Source organism: Mesorhizobium sp. M0239, assembly GCF_040321815.1.
Taxonomy (GTDB): Bacteria; Pseudomonadota; Alphaproteobacteria; order Rhizobiales; family Rhizobiaceae; genus Mesorhizobium.
In genome coordinates this window covers 21,431-41,935 of the sequence record NZ_JAMYSG010000041.1, presented here as the reverse complement: position 1 = coordinate 41,935, position 20,505 = coordinate 21,431, and the positions used below count along the sequence as shown (strand labels likewise).

Genomic DNA, 20,505 nt, shown 5'->3' with positions numbered 1-20,505 from the left:
TCAGCGATGGCAAAGGGGAATCACAAGAGGGGACACGGCAAGCCGCGGACCCACAGCCTGCTGGAGCACTACCAGCCGATCGACGGCGTCGTCGACGAGATGGTCGATGCGTCAGGCAATCCTCGCCCGGCCTGGAAGCATTTTGTCGAGGCGCTCGAGGAACTTGGCGCTGAAAAGCTCGGCCAGCGCTTTGCCCGCGCCGACCAGTATCTGCGCGATGCCGGCGTTTATTACCGCGTCTATGACAAGGCCGGTGCCAATGAGCGCGAATGGCCGCTGGCGCATGTCCCGGTTCTCATCGAGGAGAGCGAGTGGGCGGCGATCAGCGCCGGCCTCGTGCAGCGCGCCGAACTGTTCGAGGAAACCATCGCCGATATCTACGGGCCGAACCGGCTGGTCGAGAAAGGTATCCTGCCGGCGGGATTGATCGCCGCCAGCCCCGAATATTTGCGGCCTGTCGTCGGCACCAGGCCGGCCGGCGGCCACTTCCTGCATTTCTGCGCCTTCGAGCTCGGCCGTGGACCTGACGGCCAGTGGTGGGTGCTGGGCGATCGCACGCAGGCGCCGTCCGGCGCCGGTTTCGCACTGGAAAACCGCGTCGCCACCACACGCGCGCTGTCCGACATCTATGGCGAGATGCATGTGCACCGCCTTGCCGGCTTTTTCCGCCGTTTTCGCGATGCGTTGATCGGCATGGCCAAGGAGACCGACGGCCGCGTCGCCATCCTGACGCCGGGGCCGCTCAACGAAACCTATTACGAACACGCCTACATCGCCCGCTACCTCGGCATCATGCTGCTCGAAGGCGAGGATTTGACCGTCTCCGGCAGCCGGCTGATGGTGCGCACGGTTTCCGGCCTGATGCCGATCAGCGTGTTGTGGCGGCGGCTCGACGCCGCTTTCGCCGACCCGCTCGAACTGCGCCCGGATTCGCAGATCGGAACGCCGGGCCTGATCGAGGCGATCCGCCAGGGCGCGGTTGCTACCGTCAATGCGCTGGGCTCCGGCCTGATGGAGACGCGCGCGCTGCTTGCCTTCCTGCCCAAGATTTCACGGGCCTTGCGTGGCGAGGAATTGCTGCTGCCAAGTGTCGCGACATGGTGGTGCGGGCAAGCTACCGAGCGCGCGCATGTGCTGGCCAATATCGATCGCATGGTGATCGGGCCGGCGCTGTCGACGAGGCTTGCCTTCGAGGACGACGATTCAACGAAGCTAGGCTCGGCTCTGTCGGCCGGGGAGCGGGCGGAACTGGTGGCGCGCATTGAACGTGATGGCGGCGATTTCGTCGGCCAGGAAGCGGTGACGCTTTCGACGACGCCCGTCTATGTCGGCGGCTGGCTGGAGCCGCGGCCAGCGAGCCTGCGCGTCTACCTGGCGCGAACGCCGGAGGGCTGGACGGTGATGCCGGGCGGTTTTGCCCGTATCGGCCTGTCGCTCGACCCGACGGCGATCGCCATGCAGCGTGGCGGCCAGGCGGCGGATGTCTGGGTTGTCAGCGACAAACCGGTGGAGCGCGAGACGCTGCTACCGCAAGAAGGCGACAGTTTCAGCCGCACCAGGCCCGGCAGCCTGCCCAGTCGCGCGGCGGAAAACCTGACCTGGCTCGGCCGCTATATCGAGCGCTCGGAAGACACGGTGCGCATCCTGCGCGCCTACCATGTGCGGCTGGCCGAAACCTCCGACCCGGATATGCCGCTGCTCGCCGACATCAGGGATTATCTCGAACCTTTCGGCATCGATGTGGAGACGGCGATCCCGTCAGGGCTGATCGGCACGCTGGATAGCGCGGTCTACAGTGCCGGGCAGATCCGCGACCGCTTCTCGCCCGATGGCTGGCTGGCGCTGAAGGACCTGTCGAAAACCATCCATCAGTTCGCAACGACGGTCGCGCCCGGCGACGACGCGACCCGGGCGATGACAGTCATCCTGCGTAAGCTCGCCGGCTTTTCCGGCCTGCTGCACGAGAACATGTACCGCTTCGCCGGCTGGCGCTTCCTCGAGATTGGCCGCCGGCTGGAGCGCGGTATCCAGATCTCCCGCACGCTGTCGCGGCTGACCAGCGCCAAGGCGCCGGACGGCGCGCTCGACATGATGCTGGAAATCGGCGACAGCGTGATGACCCATCGCCGCCAATATCCGGTGCAGGCCGGTCGGCGCACGGTGATCGACCTGCTGGCGCTCGATCCGCTTAACCCGCGCTCCATCCTGTTCCAACTTGAAAGGCTGAAGGCCGAAATCGGCCTGTTGCCGTCGCTCGGCGGGGAGGGGCAAATGTCGCCGGCGGCGAAGGAAATCCTGCAGCTCAACACCCAGATTGCCATCAAGGAGCCTTCGGACATGACGGCAAAGGCGCTGGACGACCTCGCCTATGAAATCGGCGGCCTCTACAACAGCCTCGCCAAAGCCTATTTCGGATAAAGCATGCTCTACGACATCAGGCTTCATCTGCATTACGATTACGCTGCGGCGGCCGGCGGCGGTCGTCATCAGGTGCGCGTACTGCCGTCGACGATGTCAGGCGTGCAGCGTGTCATCGCCGCATCCCTGTCCTTTGCGCCGGCACCCAACGAGCGTTCCGACTTTTCCGATTTCTTCGGCAACAACGTCACCTCGATCGCCTTTCGCGACGCGCATGACGCGCTCGACATCAGGATGAGCGCCCGCGTGTCGGTGTCTCGGCCCGAGCCCGGGCTCGACGTGTCGCCCGATATCGCCCGGCTGAGGCAGGAGCTCGCCGCGGTGCGGTCTCTGGCACCTGATGCACCGCACCATTTCCTGACGTCCAGCACCCATGCCGGCATCGACGATGCGATCACCGCTTACGCACGCGACAGCATCGCCGGCTCTGCCGCCGGCACGGTCATGAGCCTGTGCAATCGCATCTATCGCGATTTCACCTATGACGGCGAAGCGACAACGGTGCGGACCCGGGCCAGTGATGCCTTCAAGTTGAAGCGCGGCGTCTGCCAGGACTTTTCGCACATCATGATCGCCGGCCTGCGCGGGCTCGGTATTCCGGCCGGCTATGTCAGCGGCTTCTTGCGCACCATCCCGCCGAAGGGCAAGCCCCGGCTGGAAGGCGCCGATGCCATGCATGCCTGGGTCAAGGTCTGGTGCGGGCGCGATGCAGGCTGGCAGGAATTCGATCCGACCAACGGCATGCGGGCCAGCAACGACCATATCACCGTCGGCCACGGCCGCGACTATTCGGACGTGGCGCCGATCGTCGGCGTGCTCAAGACCACGGGGGGACAGGTTGGCGAGCAAGCTGTCGACGTCATTCCGGTCGTGCTCGAAAGAGCCTGAAGCAGGTCGTACACGCAGGTATTTGCGCTGCAATTCGGGATGGACAAGACTGCTTCTCAAATACCGATGCCGCCGCTAGTCTGTATTCGTTTCGGGGTGACGATAGTTGTATCCTCAAGCGCATGGCGCGAGGTTTTGTAATTGAGAGCAATCAGCGTCGTCATTCCTGCCTGTAACGCGGCGGCGACCATCGCTGCAACGCTGGCGTCGCTACGCAGCGAGGCCGAGATCATCGGCGAGATCTTGCTGGTCGACGACGCGTCGACCGATGGGACGGCAACCATCGCGCGGGAGGCCGCGGCACAACTGTCGTTGCCGCTGCGCGTGCTGTCGGCCAAATGCCGCGATGCAGGCGGTGCCCGCAATTTGGCGCTGGCCGAAGCGGTCTATTCCTGGGTCTACCTGATCGATGCCGACGACCTGCATCTGCGGGGCGGGTTGCGCGCACTGCTCCGCAAGGCCCGGGAGCAGCCGGAGGCCGACATGATCGTCGGTGCCTACCGGCGACGGGTGAACGGCCAGGACCGGCAGATCAAGATGCCGAACGGCTACCAGGCTGCGTGCCTGGCAAATGCTTCGGCCTATGTCAAAGGCGACATACGTTCGGTCGCCGTGGGCAGCGTTCTGGCATCGCGGACCCTGATCGGCGAGACGCGGTTCCCGATCGGAATGGCCTATGACGAGGACACGCTGTTCTGGGCACGGCTGATGAGCAAGGCATCGCTCGCCATGGTTTCGCAACCTGTCATGGTCTACGAGGTTTCGCCGGTACGTTCCGATGACCGCTTTGCCATCAACCCGGTGCGGCGCTTCCTGGACTGGCGCCGGGAACTGCGCACACTCACCGACTGCAACATCCCGTTGTCGGCCCTCAAGGCCAGGGAAGGCCTTGTCGCCCTCAAGATCGCCCGGGTCCACTATGCGCGCGGCGATCTGGGCACCGCGGCGCGCTTCCTGGCGGTAGCCGCGGCCGCGCCAAAGCGGCGCTCAGAAGCTTGGCGCTGCCTGCGCTACAGGTTCAAGCTCGCGGCGCGGCGGCGTTTGTCCGCGCCGCCGATCAAGCTGGAAGGCGCTCTGTAGGCGCCAGCCAACACGATATCGGCGCGAGACGCTTTTCGGACGGCGCGTGGAACCAGCGGTCGGCCAGTGGCTTATCTACGGAATTCGCGTGGAGCCGACATGTTGCAAAAATCCGGATTGTCGCCCAGCCGACCGGCTGGCCAGGATGCTGTGTCGCCAGATGGCGCGCCCAAAAACGGGGCACAAAGCTCGGCCGACCATGCGTCGCTTAGCTATGTCAGTGATGCTGAGCCCGGTATCCGGCGGCTGAAAACAGGCAAGGGGTTTTCCTACCAGGGACCGGACGGAGGGACAGTTTCGGACACTACCAGGGCCCGCATCGAGGCGATCGTCATTCCGCCGGCCTGGAGGGATGTGTGGATTTCGCCGGACGCGGACGGCCATATCCAGGCAACCGGCAGGGACCAGCGCGGACGCAAGCAATACCGCTATCATCCGCAATGGGCCGAAGAGCGCGATGGTGCCAAATATTCGAGCCTGGTTGCTTTCGCCGAGAGCCTGCCGGACCTGCGGCACAGGATCGACAGCGATCTGCGCCGTCGTGGCCTGCCGTTCGAGCGTGTCGTCGCCGCGGTCGTCTGGCTGCTCGACAACACGATGATCCGCGTCGGCAATGCCGCCTACGCCCGTGACAACAAGAGTTTCGGGTTGACCACGTTGCGCGACCGGCATGTGGATATTGTCGGTTCAAGCCTGCGCTTTGCCTTCAAGGGCAAGTCGGGCAAGGAGTGGAAGCTGAAGCTGGTCGACCGCCGCATCGCCAGGATTGTGCGCGGCGCACAGGACCTGCCAGGCCAGAAGCTGTTCCAGTATCTCGATGAGGACGGCAACAGGCGGCCGGTCCGCTCCGAGGACGTCAACCGCTATATCCGTGAGGCGGTCGGTGACGCCTTCAGTTCGAAGCATTTCCGCACCTGGGGCGGCACCATTCACGCCGCGTCGCTGTTTGCCCAAACGGAACTGCCGCAAAGCCGGGCGCAGCGAAACAGGGCGATGAACAGCGTTATCGACAAGGTTGCCGAGCGGCTGGGCAATACGCGTGCCGTCTGCCGCAAATGCTATATCCACCCGCGGGTCTTCGAAGCGTGGTCCGAGGGGCGGTTGCTGAATGAAATGGCGCAAGCCAACAAACGCAAACGCTCAATCGATGGTCTCGATGACGAGGAAGCTCTCGTGCTGCGATGGCTGAAACCGCGAGAAAGCTGACCAGCGCGGCCGGCCGTGGCCAAATCCGCCACATCTGGATTTTTTTATCGACGTGGTGTCGGGATCGGTCTTACTGTTTCGTCCTTTGACAGAGAAAAGGACCAGCCATGCTCTACGCAATCCTCTGCTATGCTTCCGAAGATGTCGTCTGCTCCTGGAGCAAGGCACAGGACGACGAGGTCATGGCCAATATCCTCGGCGTTCAGGAAAAATATGCCAAGGCCGGCCGGCTTGGCCCGGTGGCACGGCTTCTGCCGACGACCGCCGCGACGACCCTGAGAAAGGTCAAGGGTGAATCGGTCGTCATCGATGGGCCGTTCGCCGAGACCAAGGAACAGTTTCTCGGCTTCTACACGCTCGAATGCGCTGATCTCGACGAGGCGGTGGAGTTCGCCCGCGAGCTTTCCGAGGTCAACCCGAGCGGTGGGTCGTATGAAATCCGGCCGGTTTCGGTCTTTAACCCAACAAGGGTTTCCGCATGACCGAAATGGCCTGGATAAGCTCCGCGATCAGCGCCGCCCGCCCGCAGGCCATGGGTGCGCTGCTGCGTTATTTCCGCGATCTCGATACGGCGGAGGAAGCTTTCCAGGACGCGTGCCTCAGGGCGCTGAAGAACTGGCCGCAGAACGGGCCGCCGCGCGACCCGGCGGCCTGGTTGATCTTCGTCGGTCGCAACAGCGGCATCGATGCGGTGCGCAAGCGCGCCAAGCAGGCGCCGATGCCGGAGGAAGACCAGGTTTCCGATCTGGAAGACGCCGAGAGCGATATCGCCGAGCGGCTGGACGGGGCGCACTACCGCGACGACATATTGCGGCTGCTGTTCATCTGCTGCCATCCTGATCTCCCGGCAACGCAGCAGATCGCGGTGGCGCTGCGCATCGTCTCCGGTCTTACGGTCAAGCAGATCGCGCGCGCCTTCCTGGTTGGCGAAAGTGCCATGGAGCAGCGCATCACTCGCGCCAAGGCGCGCATTGCGGACGCCGGCGTGCCGTTCGAGACGCCGGGCGCGGTCGAGCGGTCGGAACGGCTCGCCGCCGTCGCCGCCATGGTCTACTTGGTCTTCAACGAGGGCTATTCGACCAACAGCGGCGAGGCGCCGGCCCGCGCACCGCTGTGCGAGGAGGCGATCCGGCTGGCACGGCTGTTGCTGCGGCTGTTTCAGACCGAGCCGGAGATCATGGGGCTGACGGCGCTGTTGCTTCTGCAGCATGCGCGCGCACCGGCCCGTTTCGACGGGAGCGGCGAGATCGTGCTGCTCGAAGACCAGGATCGCAGCCTGTGGAGCCGCAAGATGATCGATGAGGGGCTGGCGCTGGTCGACAAGGCGCTGCGCCATCGCAAGCCCGGTCCTTACCAGGTGCAAGCGGCGATTGCCGCGCTGCATGCGCGGGCCGAAAAGGCCGAGGACACCGACTGGAACGAGATCGACCTGCTCTATCGCTTGCTCGAGCAGATGCAGCCGTCGCCGGTGGTCACGCTCAACCGGGCCGTCGCGGTCTCGAAGGTGCGTGGACCGGCAGAGGCGCTCGCCATGATCGAGCCGCTGGAAGAACGGCTTTCCGGCTATTTCCATTTTTTCGGCCTCAAGGGCGGCCTCTTGATGCAGCTCGACCGGGGCGACGAGGCGCGCGTCGCCTTCGACCGCGCCATAGCGCTTGCGAACACGGCGGCGGAAGCTGCCCATATCCGCATGCATATCGACCGGCTGATCAAGGACGGTGCGGTACGCCCAGCGGCCAAGAAGGCAAACTGAGCGCCATCTGGCTCAATCGTGCAGTTTGGGCTTAGACCATGCCGGGGTGGTGATTTTCCCTTGAACCGAGTAATGCCACGCGATGATCGTGCCTTAGGTGCCTTTGTGCACGCGGGCAGCATGGCGCCAGGCTTTGACCGGCGTGCCTTTTGTGCATGTCGTTGTCCCAAAACCGCTGGGCACTTTTGGGCGACATGCATTATGAGCGACTGGATCTGAAAGGGACAAGAATGACGATAGGCAAGGAAACGACCGAACTGCTGGCGAAACTGGGTGTGGCCAAGGAGACGCTTGTCGGCGGCGACCTGATCGTGCGCAGCCCGGTGACGGGCGAGCAGATCGCGGCGCTGAAGACGATCTCACCGGCTGACGCGGCCAAGGTGATCGATGCCGCGCACAAGGCCTTCCAGGCCTGGCGCATGGTGCCAGGCCCGCGGCGTGGCGAACTGGTGCGGCTGGTCGGCGAGGAGCTGCGTACGCACAAGGCCGAGCTTGGCCGGCTGGTCTCGATCGAGGTCGGCAAGATCCCGTCCGAGGGGCTCGGCGAAGTGCAGGAGATGATCGACATCTGTGATTTCGCCGTAGGCCTCTCCCGGCAATTGTACGGCCTGACCATCGCCACCGAGCGCCCAGGCCATCGAATGATGGAAACCTGGCATCCGCTCGGCGTCGTCGGCGTCATTTCCGCCTTCAACTTCCCGGTGGCTGTGTGGTCGTGGAATGCCGCCCTGGCACTGGTCTGCGGCGACGCAGTGGTGTGGAAGCCGTCGGAAAAGACGCCGCTGACCGCACTTGCTTGCGAAGCCATCTTCAAACGTGCGGTCAAGCGCTTCGGCGCGGACGCACCTGATGGCCTGGCGCCGGTGCTGATCGGCGATCGCGCCGTCGGCGAGATACTGGTCGATCACCCTAAAGTGCCGCTGGTTTCGGCGACCGGCTCGACCCGCATGGGCCGCGACGTCGGTCCGCGGCTGGCCAAGCGCTTTGCGCGCGCGGTGCTGGAACTCGGCGGCAACAATGCAGGCATCGTCTGCCCGACCGCCGATCTCGACATGGCGCTGCGCGCGATTGCCTTTGGAGCGATGGGCACGGCCGGCCAGCGCTGCACGACGCTGCGGCGCCTGTTCGTGCATGACAGCGTCTACGACGCCTTGGTTCCGCGCCTCAAAAAGGCCTACGAGAGTGTGTCTGTCGGCAATCCGCTGGAGACCTCCTCGCTGGTCGGGCCGCTGATCGACAAGGCGGCCTTCGATGCCATGCAGAAGGCGCTGAAGGAAGCCGCCGCCCATGACGGCAAGGTGACCGGCGGCACGCGGGTCGAGAACGGCCACCCCGATGCCTACTACGTGCACCCGGCGCTGGTCGAAATGCCAAGCCAGGTATCCCCGGTGACGGAAGAGACCTTCGCGCCGATCCTCTATGTGATGAAATATTCGGATTTCGACGCCGTGCTCCACGAGCACAATGCGGTGGGCGCCGGCCTGTCGTCGTCCATCTTCACCCGAGACCTGCAGGAATCCGAGCGTTTCCTGGGTGTCGACGGATCGGATTGCGGCATTGCCAATGTCAACATCGGCACCTCGGGCGCCGAGATCGGCGGTGCCTTTGGCGGCGAAAAGGAAACCGGGGGCGGCCGCGAGAGCGGCTCCGACGCATGGAAGGCCTATATGCGGCGCGCCACCAACACGGTGAACTATTCCAAGGCGCTGCCGCTCGCCCAGGGCGTGTCGTTCGACATCGACTGAAGGGCTCGCCGGCTTGGGCATCCCGCACGGGGGATGCCCACCGGTCAGCTGCCTGCTGGCGAGTCAAAGGCCTTGACGAACGCGGCATCGATGATAGCCAGCTTGACGGCCTGGGCGGTCATGTACTCCCGGTAGAAATCGCCCGACACCCACATCACCGAATTGCCGCGCTGGCCAAGCCAGCCAACGCTGCCGAGGTCTTCGGCATCCCGCAGTTTGCGTGCCAGGTGGGTTCGCGACAGCTTGAGCCATTTGGCGAAATCGCCGATCGAGACGACGCCAGTCGGTATTGCAGCGAGGCCGGCATGGTCGGGATCGACGCCCGATATCAGCCAGTCCATGACGACGCCGCCATTGTTAAGCCAGGTGAACAGCGAAAAGGTCTGCTTGGGCTCGCGCACGGGACTGGAGGAGATCAGCCCGTCAGCCACCAGCGGTTGCACCCTGGCGAGCGCATAGGGCCGCTCCAGAAACGTTGCCAGACGGTTCGCGCCGTCGAGACTGTCCAGTGTGTGCAGATGAGCCATCATCCAGCCGGCGAGCGTGTCCAGCGTGTTCACTGTAGGCTGTATGGGGCGGATGCGGCCATCCTGAGCTGCCGAGAGGTGCTCGATGAAATTGTAGTGCAGCATCTCCTTGAGGAAGGCGTCGGCGGTGTTGCGGCTGGCGACGGAATTCTCCCGGATGACGTCGATGAAACGCGCCGCCGTCAACTGCTTGCGGTAGTCATCGGGCTCCCGTCTGAAATGCAGGGCAAGGCCGATATGCGCCATCAGCCAACGCTGCTGGGTGGCAAATATCGAGGCAAGCCTCGGGTTCGTCTCGTAGGTCTGGATAAGCGCCTGCGCCTGGGCACGGACACAGCGATGCAATGCCGGGTGACCGGCAATATGGTCCAAGGTCAGCGCCATTCTCCCCCCGTGCGTCAAGCCCCCCAACGCGAAGACGCAGATCACATTTTCAGCCTTCAAGGCCCGTGTCCAGACGCGCCCGCTCTATAACAGGTTATGATCGCCAGTAGACAATGTTCACGGCCCGGGCAGATATCGATCGCGCCGATCCTTCAGCGGTCTTCCGGAGCTGGAAAACAGGCGTCGAAGGCCGCATCGACAATGGCCAGCTTGGCGGCCTGGACGGTCATGTACTCCTGGTAGAAAGTGTTCGATACCCACATCACCGAATGGCCGCGCTGGCCGAGCCAGCCGATGCTGCCGAGTTCCTCGGCAGCGCGCAGCTTGCGGGCGAGGTGGGTCCGCGACAGCTTGAGCCATCTGGCGAAATCTCCGATCGAAACCACGCTGGTCGGAATCCGGTGCAGGCCGGCATGATCGGGGTCGATGCCCGACATCAGCCAGTCCATGACGATGCCGCCATTGTTGAGCCAGATGAACAGGGAAAAAGTCTGGTTGGGCTCGCGCACCGGCTTGGAGGCAAGCAGGCCGTCCGCCACCAGAGGCTGCAGCCTGACAACCATGTCGGGCCGCTCCAGGAACCTGGCCAGCCGGTTGCCACCGTCGAGATGATCCAGCGTCTGCAGATGGGCAAGGACCCAGCCGGTGAAAGTCTGCACGGTTGCCGCCGTTGGCTGCAAAGGGTGCGTGCGCCCGTCGCCACCCGAAACATACTCGGCGACATGATAGTGCAGCATCTCCTTGATGAAAGCGTCCGCCGTGTTGCGGCTGGCCACCGCGTGCTGGTGTACGAACTCGATGAAACGCGATACCGTCAGCTCCTTGCGGCGGTCGTGCGGATCGCGCCTGAAATGCATGGCAAGGCCGACATGACCCATCAGCCAACGCTGCTGCGTGGCGAAAATGGAAGCCAGTCGCGGGCTCGTTTCATAGATGTTGATCAGCGCCAACGACTGTGCCTGGACACAGCGATGCAGGGCCGGATGGCCGGCAATGTCTTCCAGATTCAGCGCCATCCTCCTCATGTTCCGAGTTAACTCCAACAGCGGAGTCGCGTCCACATTTTCCAGCCTTCGATAGCTGTGTCCAGAGGCACCAAATGCGAAGAGCAAGCCCAACCCGAACATGGGGCCGGCCACGATCGGTTCATGGGATCCGCTAACCGATTGCTATGGCTTGGAAAACCCCTCCCAATAATAGTCAGCCGGAGGGCCGCCCGTTGAATTGACCTTCCCCAGGGCCCGGCATAGTTTCCGCGACATCCGAGCGGCGGGGGCACGCCTTCCCGGAAGTGAGTTCGAAAGCAGAAGCCAATTAACGAGCGATGAAATCTCGCGCGGTGGCGAAGTTTTGCCGAACTCTACCTCGAAGGACGAGTGATTGAGTGAAGTATACAAGCAAGATCGCGGTTGGCAGGGATAACGACTGTCACCCAGTTTTCGGTGAGCTGGCAGCCCGTAAGGGATGGTTGATCCTGTTTGCCGTCTCGGCGTGCCTGTGGCTTCAAGCCGGCGCGTTTGCGCAGACAGCCAGCCAGATCACGCCGCCCAGCTTTCGGCCGCCGCCGGCAGCCAACACGGCAGGTGTTTCCATTCCCGAAGGTGAGGGCCTCGAGGCGCCGGCGGGCGCCGGGAAGCTCAGGGTCAAGCTCGGGGATGTCAGGGTCGAAGGCGGCTGGCCCGACATGGCTGACGCAACACGCAAGATCGTTGCCGGCCTTGCGCACCGCACGGTGACGGCGGCGGAAATCTTTGCCGCGGCGCGAAAACTCGAAACCGAATATGGACGGGCCGGCTATGCGCTGGCGCGGGTGGTGCTGCCGGCGCAGAAGCTCAACGACGGCGCAGGGCTCCGGCTGGTCGTCGTCGACGGCTTTCTCGAACGGATCGACACCAGCAATCTGCCCGAGCGCATACGCGGGCGGGTCGAGGCAACGCTGGCGCCGCTCGTTGGACAAAAGAGCATCAAGCTGTCGGCGATCGAACGCAAGCTGCTGCTGGCTGGCGATACGCCCGGGGCCCGGCTGCGCTCAACCTTGCAGGCCGGAACAGCCAAAGGCGCCAGCGTGCTGGTCATCGATGGCAAATATCGCCCGATCGGCGGCCAGGCGACCGGGGACAACTCGCTATCGCCGTCGTTGCAGCGCTGGTCTACGGGCGTCGGCGTCGATTTCAACTCATTGCTCGGCCTCGGCGAACTCGTCTATGTCAGGGCAGGCGGCTACCCCGATGGCGGCGAGAGTGGCCTGTTCACGGATGGCCCACGCAATCGCAACTATGCCGCGGGCATCGTCGTGCCGATCGGCTATGACGGGCTGACGCTCAACCTGGAAGCCAGCCGCACGCAGGCCAATCCGACAGCCGAGCCCGGCACGCTCGGCTTCGGCAGCGCCTTCGAGCGTTATTCGGCGCGGCTTCGATATCCCTGGATCCGCAGCCGTGCGCTTACGATCAGCACCGAACTGTCCTTCGACGTGCAGAACGACACGCTCGACGCGGTGACGCCGATTTCGCTGCCGATCGCCGAGGACCGGCTGCGCATTGCCCGGCTCGGTCTCGACGGCATCTGGTTCACACCGCTTGGCGGCGTCTTCATCGGCAACGTCGTTGCGTCCTTCGGTATCGATGGGCTCGGCGCGCGTTCAGCCGCCGATGCGACGCCGCTGCTGCCACTGTCGCGTCAAGGCGCCGACGCCGATTTCCAGAAGCTGGAGGTCTCGGCCAGCTACAGCCAGCCGCTGGCCACCCATCTCGGCCTCGATCTCTACGCCCGCGCGCAGACCTCGTTTGGCAAGCCGCTGCTGCAGTCCGAACAGATCGGGCTGGTCGGCGCGAACGGTCTGTCGAGCTTCGACGCGGGCGCGCTGCAGGGCGATGCCGGCTATGTGCTGCGCGGCGAGCTGTCCTCACCCTGGTACGTGCCGTTCACTGGCGGCATCGTTTTGTTGTCGCCCTACGTGTTCGGCGCTGTCGGCCAGGTCCATCTCGAAATGCCGACCGCGCTCGAGACGGCCAACATCGTCGGCGCGTCATACGGGCTTGGCCTGAAGGTCGGCACCGCGCTGGCGGGCGACGCGACCAACGCCAGCCTGACGCTGGAATGGGGCCGCCAGCATCGTGACAACCATCTGCCGACAAGCGATCGCTTTTCGCTCAGCGGCGCCGTCCAATTCTAGAGAGATGACCATGCAGCGCAAAGCCCACCTCCCACGGCGGCACCTGAACCGCACCGGCGCGCCGTTGATGGCGCTGCTTTTGACGTCGACGGCGCTTGTCGGCTTCACGTCGGCGCGGGCACAGGAACTGCCGACCGGCGGCAGCGTAGCATCCGGCGGCGTCACCATCGCCAACCCATCGTCGTCGCAACTGAACATCAGGCAGTCGACCAGTTCGGCGATCGTCAACTGGCAGAGTTTTTCGATCGGTGCCGGCGCGACAGTCACTATCGACCAGCCATCATCCTCGGCAACGATGCTGAACCGCGTCACCGGCGGTACCAAATCGACCATTGCAGGCCAGCTCAATGCCAATGGCCAGGTGTTCCTGGTCAATCCCAACGGCATTGCCATCTCCAAGACCGGCAAGGTTAGTGCCGCCGGCTTCGTCGCGTCCTCGCTGGGCATCAGCGACGAGGATTTTGAGGCCGGAAAGCTGGAGTTCGAAGGCAATGGAGCTTCCGCTGCCGTCTCCAACCAGGGTGCGATCAGCATCGGGCGTGGCGGCTATGCCGCATTGATCGGTGGCAGCGTCGACAATGCCGGCTCGATCACCGTGCCGCTTGGAAAGGTCGGGCTCGGATCGGGTGAGAAGGCGGCGCTTGATTTGTCCGGCGACGGCTTCCTGCAGGTCTCCGTGCCGACCAAGGCTGACGGCAGCAATGCGCTGGTCAGCAATTCCGGACGTATCAGTGCCGATGGCGGGCTGGTCGAACTCAAGGCGGCTGCGGTGCGCGATGCCGCACGCCAAGCCGTCAACATGTCCGGTGTCATCGAGGCACGCACGGTGTCAGGTCAATCCGGCGCCATCGTACTCGGCGGCGATGAAGGCTCGGTCGAAATCACCGGCATGCTCGACGCTTCGGCCAAGGCCGGCGGCAAGGGCGGCAAGGTCACGGTCACCGGCCGCAAACTGAAGCTCAAAGCCGCCAAGGTCGATGCCTCGGGCAAGGATGGCGGCGGCAGCGTCAGGATCGGCGGTGACAAGCAGGGCAAGGGCACCTTGCAACGCGCGGTCACAACCGAGATCGATGCGAAGACGACAATCAGTGCCGATGCGACCGGCAACGGCACCGGCGGCACGGTCATCGTCTGGTCGGACGAGCAAACAAAGTTCGCCGGCAAGATTTCCGCACGCGGCGGTGATGACGGCGGCAATGGCGGCTTTGCGGAAGTGTCCGGCAAGCAGCGCCTCGACTTCACCGGTGAGGTCGATCTGCGCGCCCGCTTCGGCGACACCGGTGACCTTTTGCTCGATCCCTACAACGTCACTATATCGAACGCTGCCGGCAACACCGGCGGCAGCATGTCCGCCAACACCAATGACAGCGTCATCAACGTCACCACGCTGCAGAACCTTCTCGCAACCGCTAACGTCACCATCTCGACCGGCAGCGGCGGTTCGCAGGCCGGCGACATCACCATTGCCGCGCCGATCGCCTGGAACGCCAACACGCTGACGCTCAGCGCCTCTCATTCGATTGTCTTCAATGCGAACGCCACGATCGGCGGCGTCGGCGGACTGGCGCTCATCACCAACAATGGCGGCACCGGCGGCACGATCTCCTATGCCTTGGGCGCATCGGCGACCTTCACCGGCACGCCCGGTGCGCAGGCGCTGTCGGTCAACGGCCAGAGCTACACGCTGATCTATGATGTCAACGGCCTGCAGGCGATCAACAGCGGGCTCACCGGCAGCTACGCGCTGGCCAAGAATATCGATGCCAGTTCCACGTCCAGCTGGAACAGCGGTCTCGGCTTCATATCACTGGGCACCGACGGCAACAGCAACATCCAGAACGGCGGCAACGGCTTCACCGGCTCGTTCGACGGGCTCGGCCACACCGTCGACAGCCTGTCGGTGACGCAGTCCGCTGCCCAGTATGTCGGCCTATTCGGCTATATCGGCGCGGGCGGCCTGGTCCAGAATGTCGGCGTCACCAATGTGACGGTCCGGGGGTTTAGGACCCTTGGCGGGATCGCCGGGTTCAATGCCGGCACGGTGGCCCAGAGTTATTCGACTGGTCAGCTGTTCACCACGCAATACGGGTCCACCTCAGGCGGTCTGATCGGCGAGAACGATGGCGCACTCTCCGACAGCTTCTCGACAGTGGTCATCAACGCACGCGACACAAATGCCGCGGGCGGCGCGGTGGGCTTCAACAATTTCGGCACCATCGATCGCGTCTATGCCATGGGCGCTGTCGATATCGGCAGCGGCGGCGCGGCCGTCGGCGGCCTCGTCGGATCGAATTATGGCTATTCGTTTGTCGGCGAGGGCGGCAGGATAACCGACAGCTATTCGACCGGCGCGGTCAGCGGCGGATGGAATGTCGGCGCGTTCATCGGCAACAACCTTTACGATGGCGTGGTCACGGGCGCGTACGACACGTCGACATCCGGCCCCTACAACACCACATCCAGCGCCAAGCCTGCGATCGGCGGTGGCACCACCGGCCCCAATGTCAATGTCGTCGGCCTGTCGACCTCCAGCTTCCAGAATGGCGGCGCCAATGGACTGAGTGCCGCCTTTGGCGGCGGGACTGGCGGCCTCTATCCCTATCTGAAGAGCTTCTACCCCAATGGCGTCCAGGCGATCTCCGGAATTGCTTACAAGGATGCCGGCAACACGCCGCTGATTTCCGGTACCGGCCAACCCTATTACACAAAGAATCCCGGGCTGGTGTCCGTCGTCTCCGGCGGCGTGAACCTCGGCACAGTCTCGACCGGCGTCAACGGCTACTATTATCTCGCTCTGCCGGCCGGCGCGGTCTCGAACTCGGTGCTCGCTTACACCGTTGCCGAAGCGGACTCGGGCGCCAAGAATGGCGTGACCTTCCGGACCGGCCTGTCCGGCAGCAATGTCTCGAACCTCAACGTCTATGGCGACTGGCGGCTCGACGAGGCGGATGGCTCGATCGCCTCGCTGTCGGCGCTGAGCAGCGCCTATAGCGCGGCGATTGGGTCAACCTCTGTCGGCAGCCTGTCCTTCGCCAATCGCCAGATTGAAACCGCAGCAGCCACCTTCGCCCTCAACCAGGCGCTGTCGGTCGGCACCGGCACGCTGGCGCTGTCGTCGAATGGCGTGGTGACGCAGACTAGTGGCCTGACGGCGGCGTCGCTGGTTCTCGGTGGCACGGGTAGCTTCACCCTGACCAACGCCGGCAACCAGGTCGGCAACGTCGCCGGCAACGCCGGTTCCGTCGATCTGCGCGATGGTGCAAGCCTGACGATCGCCAGTGCTTCCAGCGCCCGTGGGGTTATGGCGACCGGGGTGAACACCACCGGTTCGGTGAAGCTTCAGACGACGGGCGATTTGACCATTGCGGCAAATGCGACAATCAGCGGAACGGATCCAGTGCTCTCGGCCGCTGGCCTGTTCGTCAACAACCGGGGCAGTGACGCCGTCGCCGCCACCAGCGGACGCTGGCTGATCTATGCGGCAAATCCCACCGGCAATACATTCGGCAATCTGGACAGTGGCAACACGGCCGTCTGGAACACGTCGGCGGGTGGTCTGGTGAGTGCGACAGGCAACCGCTATGTCTTTGCCTATCAGCCGACACTGACCTTCAAATCCAGCAATGCGACCAAAACCTATGGCGATACCGCCCTGCCGGCACTGACCTATTCAGTGGCGGGCTACCAGGCAGGCGTGATCGGCGCCTATCTCGGCGACACCGCCGCCACGACCTTCAGCGGCGGCCCAAGCGTCACGTCCGTCAATCCGCCGGGCAATACACAGGCCGGAGCAGGATCCTATGCAATCACCGTCGGCGCCGGCAATCTCGCGGCGTTGAGCGGCTATGGCTTCGCCTACAACAGCGCGGGCCTGCTTACCATCGGCAAGCGCGCGGTGACGGTGACGGTGACGCCGGGCCAGGGAAAGATCTATGGAGACGCCAATCCATCATCCTATGCATACACCGTTTCGGATCTCGGCGCCGGCACGGCCTTGGTCGGTAGCCTTAGCCGCACGGCAGGGAACAGCGCCGGGACTTATGCCATCAACCAGGGCAGCATCACCAACACCAGCAATTCGAACTACGACATCACCTATGTCGGCGCCAATTTCACCATCGCCAAGCGCGCGATCACGGTAACGGCCGATGCCAAGAGCCGTACCTATGGCAACTCCAATCCGACGCTGACCTATCAACTCACAACAGGCAGCCTCGTCAGTGGCGACAGCTTGGGCGGTTCTCTGACGACATCGGCGACGACGGCATCCGGTGTCGGCAGCTACGGCATTGCGCAGGGCACACTCAACAACAACAACTATGCGATCAACTATGTCGCCGCCAATTTGTCGGTGACGCCGCGCGCCATCACGGTGACAGCCAACGCCAAGAGCCGCATCTATGGCGACAGCAATCCGGCTCTGACCTATCAGCTGACATCAGGCAATTTCGTCAATGGCGACAGCCTGAGCGGCGCACTGGCAACAACGGCGACGACGGCATCCGGTGTCGGCAGCTACGGCATCACGCAGGGCACACTCGCCAACGGCAACTATACGATCAGCTATGTCGGCGCCAATCTGTCGGTGGCGAAGCGCGCCATCACGGTGACAGCCGATGCCAAGAGCCGCATCTATGGCGATGCCATTCCAACGCTGACCTATCAGCTGACCACGGGCAATTTCGTCAATGGCGACAGCCTGAGCGGCGCGCTGGCGACGTCGGCCACGACAGCATCCGGTGTCGGCAGTTACGGCATTACGCAAGGCACACTCGCCAACAGCAACTATGCGATCAGCTATGCCGGCGCCAATCTGTCGGTGACGAAACGGGCGATCACGGTGACGGCCGATGCCAAGAGCCGCATCTATGGCGACGCCAATCCGGCGCTGACCTATCAGCTGACCTCGGGCAATTTCGTCAATGGCGACAGTCTCGCCGGTGCGCTCGCTACAACGGCCACGACAGCATCCGGTGTCGGCAGCTACGGCATCACGCAAGGCACACTCGCCAACAGCAATTATGCGATCAGCTATGTCGGCGGCAATCTCGCGTTGACCCCGCGCGCGATCACGGTGACGGCCGATGCCAAGAGCCGCATTTATGGCGATGCCAACCCGGCGCTGACCTATCAGCTGACATCAGGCAATTTCGTCAATGGCGACAGCCTGAACGGTGCGCTGGCGACTTCGGCAACGACAGCATCCGGTGTCGGCAGCTACGGCATCACGCAGGGCACACTCGCCAACAGCAACTACGCGATCAGCTATGTCGGCGGAAACCTGTCAGTGGCACAGCGCGCGATTACGGTGACGGCCGATGCCAAGAGCCGTGTCTATGGCGATGACAATCCAACGCTGACCTATCAGCTGACCTCGGGCGATTTCGCCAATGGCGACAGTCTGAGCGGTGCGCTGGCAACGACCGCCACGGGATCATCCGATGTCGGCGGCTACAGCATCACGCAAGGCACGCTTGCCAACGGCAATTACGCCATCAGCTATATCGGCGCGGACCTTTCGGTGACACAGCGCGCCATCACGGTCACGGCCGATGCGGGCCAGAGCAAGATCTATGGGGACAGTGATCCGCTGTCCTACGGCTATGCGGTTTCCGGTCTTGGCGGCGGGACGGCGCTGGTCGGCACGCTTGATCGCGCCGAGGGCGAGAATGTCGGGACCTATGACATTGGCCGCGGCACCCTCAGCGATGCTGCCAACGGCAATTACGACATCACCTATGTCGGTGCCGGTTTCAGCATCGGCAAGCGATCCGTGACCGTCATTGCCAGCTCGGGTCAGGGCAAGACCTACGGCAATGCCGATCCGTTGTCCTATGGCTACACCTTCACCGATCTCGGCAATGGCGCGGCGCTGGTTGGCGCTCTCGACCGCACGACCGGCGAAGATGTCGGCGCCTATCAGATCGGGCAGGGCACACTCGCCAACGCGGCCAACTCGAACTACGACATCAGCTATGTCGGCGCCGATTTCAGCATCGGCAGGCGTGCCGTGACAGTCACGGCCAATTCGGGCCAGGGCAAGATTTACGGCGATGCCGACCCCTCCTCCTATGGCTACACCAGCACCGATCTCGGCAGTGGTGTGGCGTTGGTCGGCGCTCTCGATCGCGCCTTGGGAGAGAACGCCGGAGCCTACGCGATCGGCCAGGGCACGCTCACCGACAGCGCCAATGCGAACTACGAGATCAGCTATGCCGATGCCGACTTCAGCATCGGCAAGCGGGCGATCACCATAGTGGCGGATGCGCAGAGCCGGCCGCAGGGCATGCCCAATCCACCACTCACCTATTCGATCGGCGGTCTGGGGTTGGTCAACGGGGATACCTTCCTTGGCGCGCTCTCGACTGAGGCGACACAGGCTAGCCCTGCTGGCAACTATGCCATCGAACAGGGGAGCCTGACCCTCTCGGCCAACTATGAGCTGGCCTATGTCGGTGCCGATCTGGTGGTCTCGCCGCCCAACACGGTGCCGGCACCGGATGCGGCCAGCACGGTCGCGTACAACGCCGATGCCCATGCTGCCGGCGGGCCGGCTCGGGTTTTCTTCACCGGGCAGCCGGTGGATGGCGATGCGCAAACGCTGGTCGAAGACCCGCGCCTTGACGGTCCCGCCTTCTGCCAGGGCGTGGCGGACGCAGCTTCCGTCTGCAGCGTTGCCTCGGTCCGGTGGGAAATGGGGACGCGCTGGTTGGCGCCTTGACCGCGTTGCCGGCGAGACTGTCGGCAGCTATACCATCGCCCAGGGCGGCATCACCAACGCCGCCAATCCGAACGGCGATATCACCTATGACCTAATGCCATGGCCGCTTGGGACCCGGCCGTCCTTGCCGCGTTGCCACGGTCCGGTGAGCGTGCGGGCGACCACGATTTGACGCGGTCAATTATCACCTCTCACATCAGCGCTACTTCGTCAGCCGATCATGCAGGGCCGGCTTTCGCCGGCCGGTTGCTCCGATCGGGATCAGCCGCAGACGCGGACCTCTTCGATCACCCTGTGGTGGTGGCGCCAATGCTTGACCAGTTCGATATGGCAGCGATGATGCCGGTGATGGCGGCGATATTCGCCGTACCGGTATTCGCCATTGTCATATTGAACGTTCTGGTCGCCATCATACTGATTGTCATAATAGCGATCGCGGTGGTGGCGGCGAATAACGATCCCACTATCGGAATCGTCATCCGGCAAATATCGGTCGCCGTCGTCGGACTGGATGGTCACGCTTGCCGCTTGCGTCGGCGCAGTGATCCCCGCTGTCGCGGCCAATGCCAACAGGGAAGCCAGAATCAGCTTTTTCATCTCGTCCTCCT

Annotated in this window: 12 protein-coding genes; 9 read left to right on the top strand and 3 right to left on the bottom strand. The window is 63.8% G+C overall.

Going from position 1 to position 20,505, the window contains the following annotated elements; genetic code table 11:
* Positions 1-6 precede the first annotated feature (6 nt).
* From NKI99_RS30260 to amaB, 7 genes are all read left to right on the top strand, one after another.
* Positions 7-2,418 (top strand): circularly permuted type 2 ATP-grasp protein, encoded by a 2,412-nt coding sequence (locus tag NKI99_RS30260; protein WP_352613208.1) that lies wholly within the window; start codon positions 7-9, stop codon positions 2,416-2,418.
* 3 nt (positions 2,419-2,421) lie between these two features.
* Complete coding sequence (locus NKI99_RS30255; RefSeq protein ID WP_128304937.1) at positions 2,422-3,306, top strand: transglutaminase family protein; 885 nt, start codon at positions 2,422-2,424, stop codon at positions 3,304-3,306.
* A 141-nt stretch (positions 3,307-3,447) separates the two neighbouring features.
* Positions 3,448-4,386 (top strand): glycosyltransferase family 2 protein, encoded by a 939-nt coding sequence (locus NKI99_RS30250; RefSeq protein WP_023809973.1) that lies wholly within the window; start codon positions 3,448-3,450, stop codon positions 4,384-4,386.
* 99 nt (positions 4,387-4,485) lie between these two features.
* On the top strand, positions 4,486-5,592 hold the full coding sequence (locus tag NKI99_RS30245; protein ID WP_023809972.1) for a DNA topoisomerase IB: 1,107 nt from the start codon (positions 4,486-4,488) through the stop codon (positions 5,590-5,592).
* A 107-nt stretch (positions 5,593-5,699) separates the two neighbouring features.
* A complete protein-coding gene (locus NKI99_RS30240; protein ID WP_023809971.1) occupies positions 5,700-6,074 on the top strand; it encodes a YciI family protein in 375 nt (124 codons plus the stop codon).
* Positions 6,071-7,345, top strand: coding sequence for an RNA polymerase sigma factor (locus NKI99_RS30235; RefSeq protein ID WP_352613207.1), 1,275 nt, complete (start codon positions 6,071-6,073; stop codon positions 7,343-7,345). The genes NKI99_RS30240 and NKI99_RS30235 overlap by 4 nt, the downstream gene beginning before the upstream one ends.
* Before the next feature lie 230 nt (positions 7,346-7,575).
* On the top strand, positions 7,576-9,090 hold the full coding sequence (gene amaB / locus NKI99_RS30230) for an L-piperidine-6-carboxylate dehydrogenase (protein WP_502905563.1): 1,515 nt from the start codon (positions 7,576-7,578) through the stop codon (positions 9,088-9,090).
* A gap of 44 nt (positions 9,091-9,134) precedes the next feature.
* On the opposite strand, the gene NKI99_RS30225 is transcribed toward amaB, so the two are convergent.
* Complete coding sequence (locus NKI99_RS30225; protein ID WP_352441921.1) at positions 9,135-10,001, bottom strand: hypothetical protein; 867 nt, start codon at positions 9,999-10,001, stop codon at positions 9,135-9,137.
* 152 nt (positions 10,002-10,153) lie between these two features.
* On the bottom strand, positions 10,154-11,017 hold the full coding sequence (locus NKI99_RS30220; protein ID WP_352613205.1) for a hypothetical protein: 864 nt from the start codon (positions 11,015-11,017) through the stop codon (positions 10,154-10,156).
* A 368-nt stretch (positions 11,018-11,385) separates the two neighbouring features.
* On the opposite strand from NKI99_RS30220, the gene NKI99_RS30215 reads away from it, so the two are divergent.
* A complete protein-coding gene (locus NKI99_RS30215; RefSeq protein WP_352613203.1) occupies positions 11,386-13,176 on the top strand; it encodes a ShlB/FhaC/HecB family hemolysin secretion/activation protein in 1,791 nt (596 codons plus the stop codon).
* Positions 13,177-13,186: 10 nt separating this feature from the next.
* A complete protein-coding gene (locus NKI99_RS30210) occupies positions 13,187-19,897 on the top strand; it encodes an MBG domain-containing protein (RefSeq protein ID WP_352613201.1) in 6,711 nt (2,236 codons plus the stop codon).
* A gap of 261 nt (positions 19,898-20,158) precedes the next feature.
* Here NKI99_RS30210 and NKI99_RS30205 read toward each other — a convergent pair whose 3' ends face one another.
* The gene (locus NKI99_RS30205) at positions 20,159-20,494 is read right to left on the bottom strand and encodes a hypothetical protein (RefSeq protein WP_023809964.1); all 336 of its coding nucleotides are present in this window, start codon (positions 20,492-20,494) and stop codon (positions 20,159-20,161) included.
* Between the last annotated feature and the right edge of the window lie 11 nt (positions 20,495-20,505).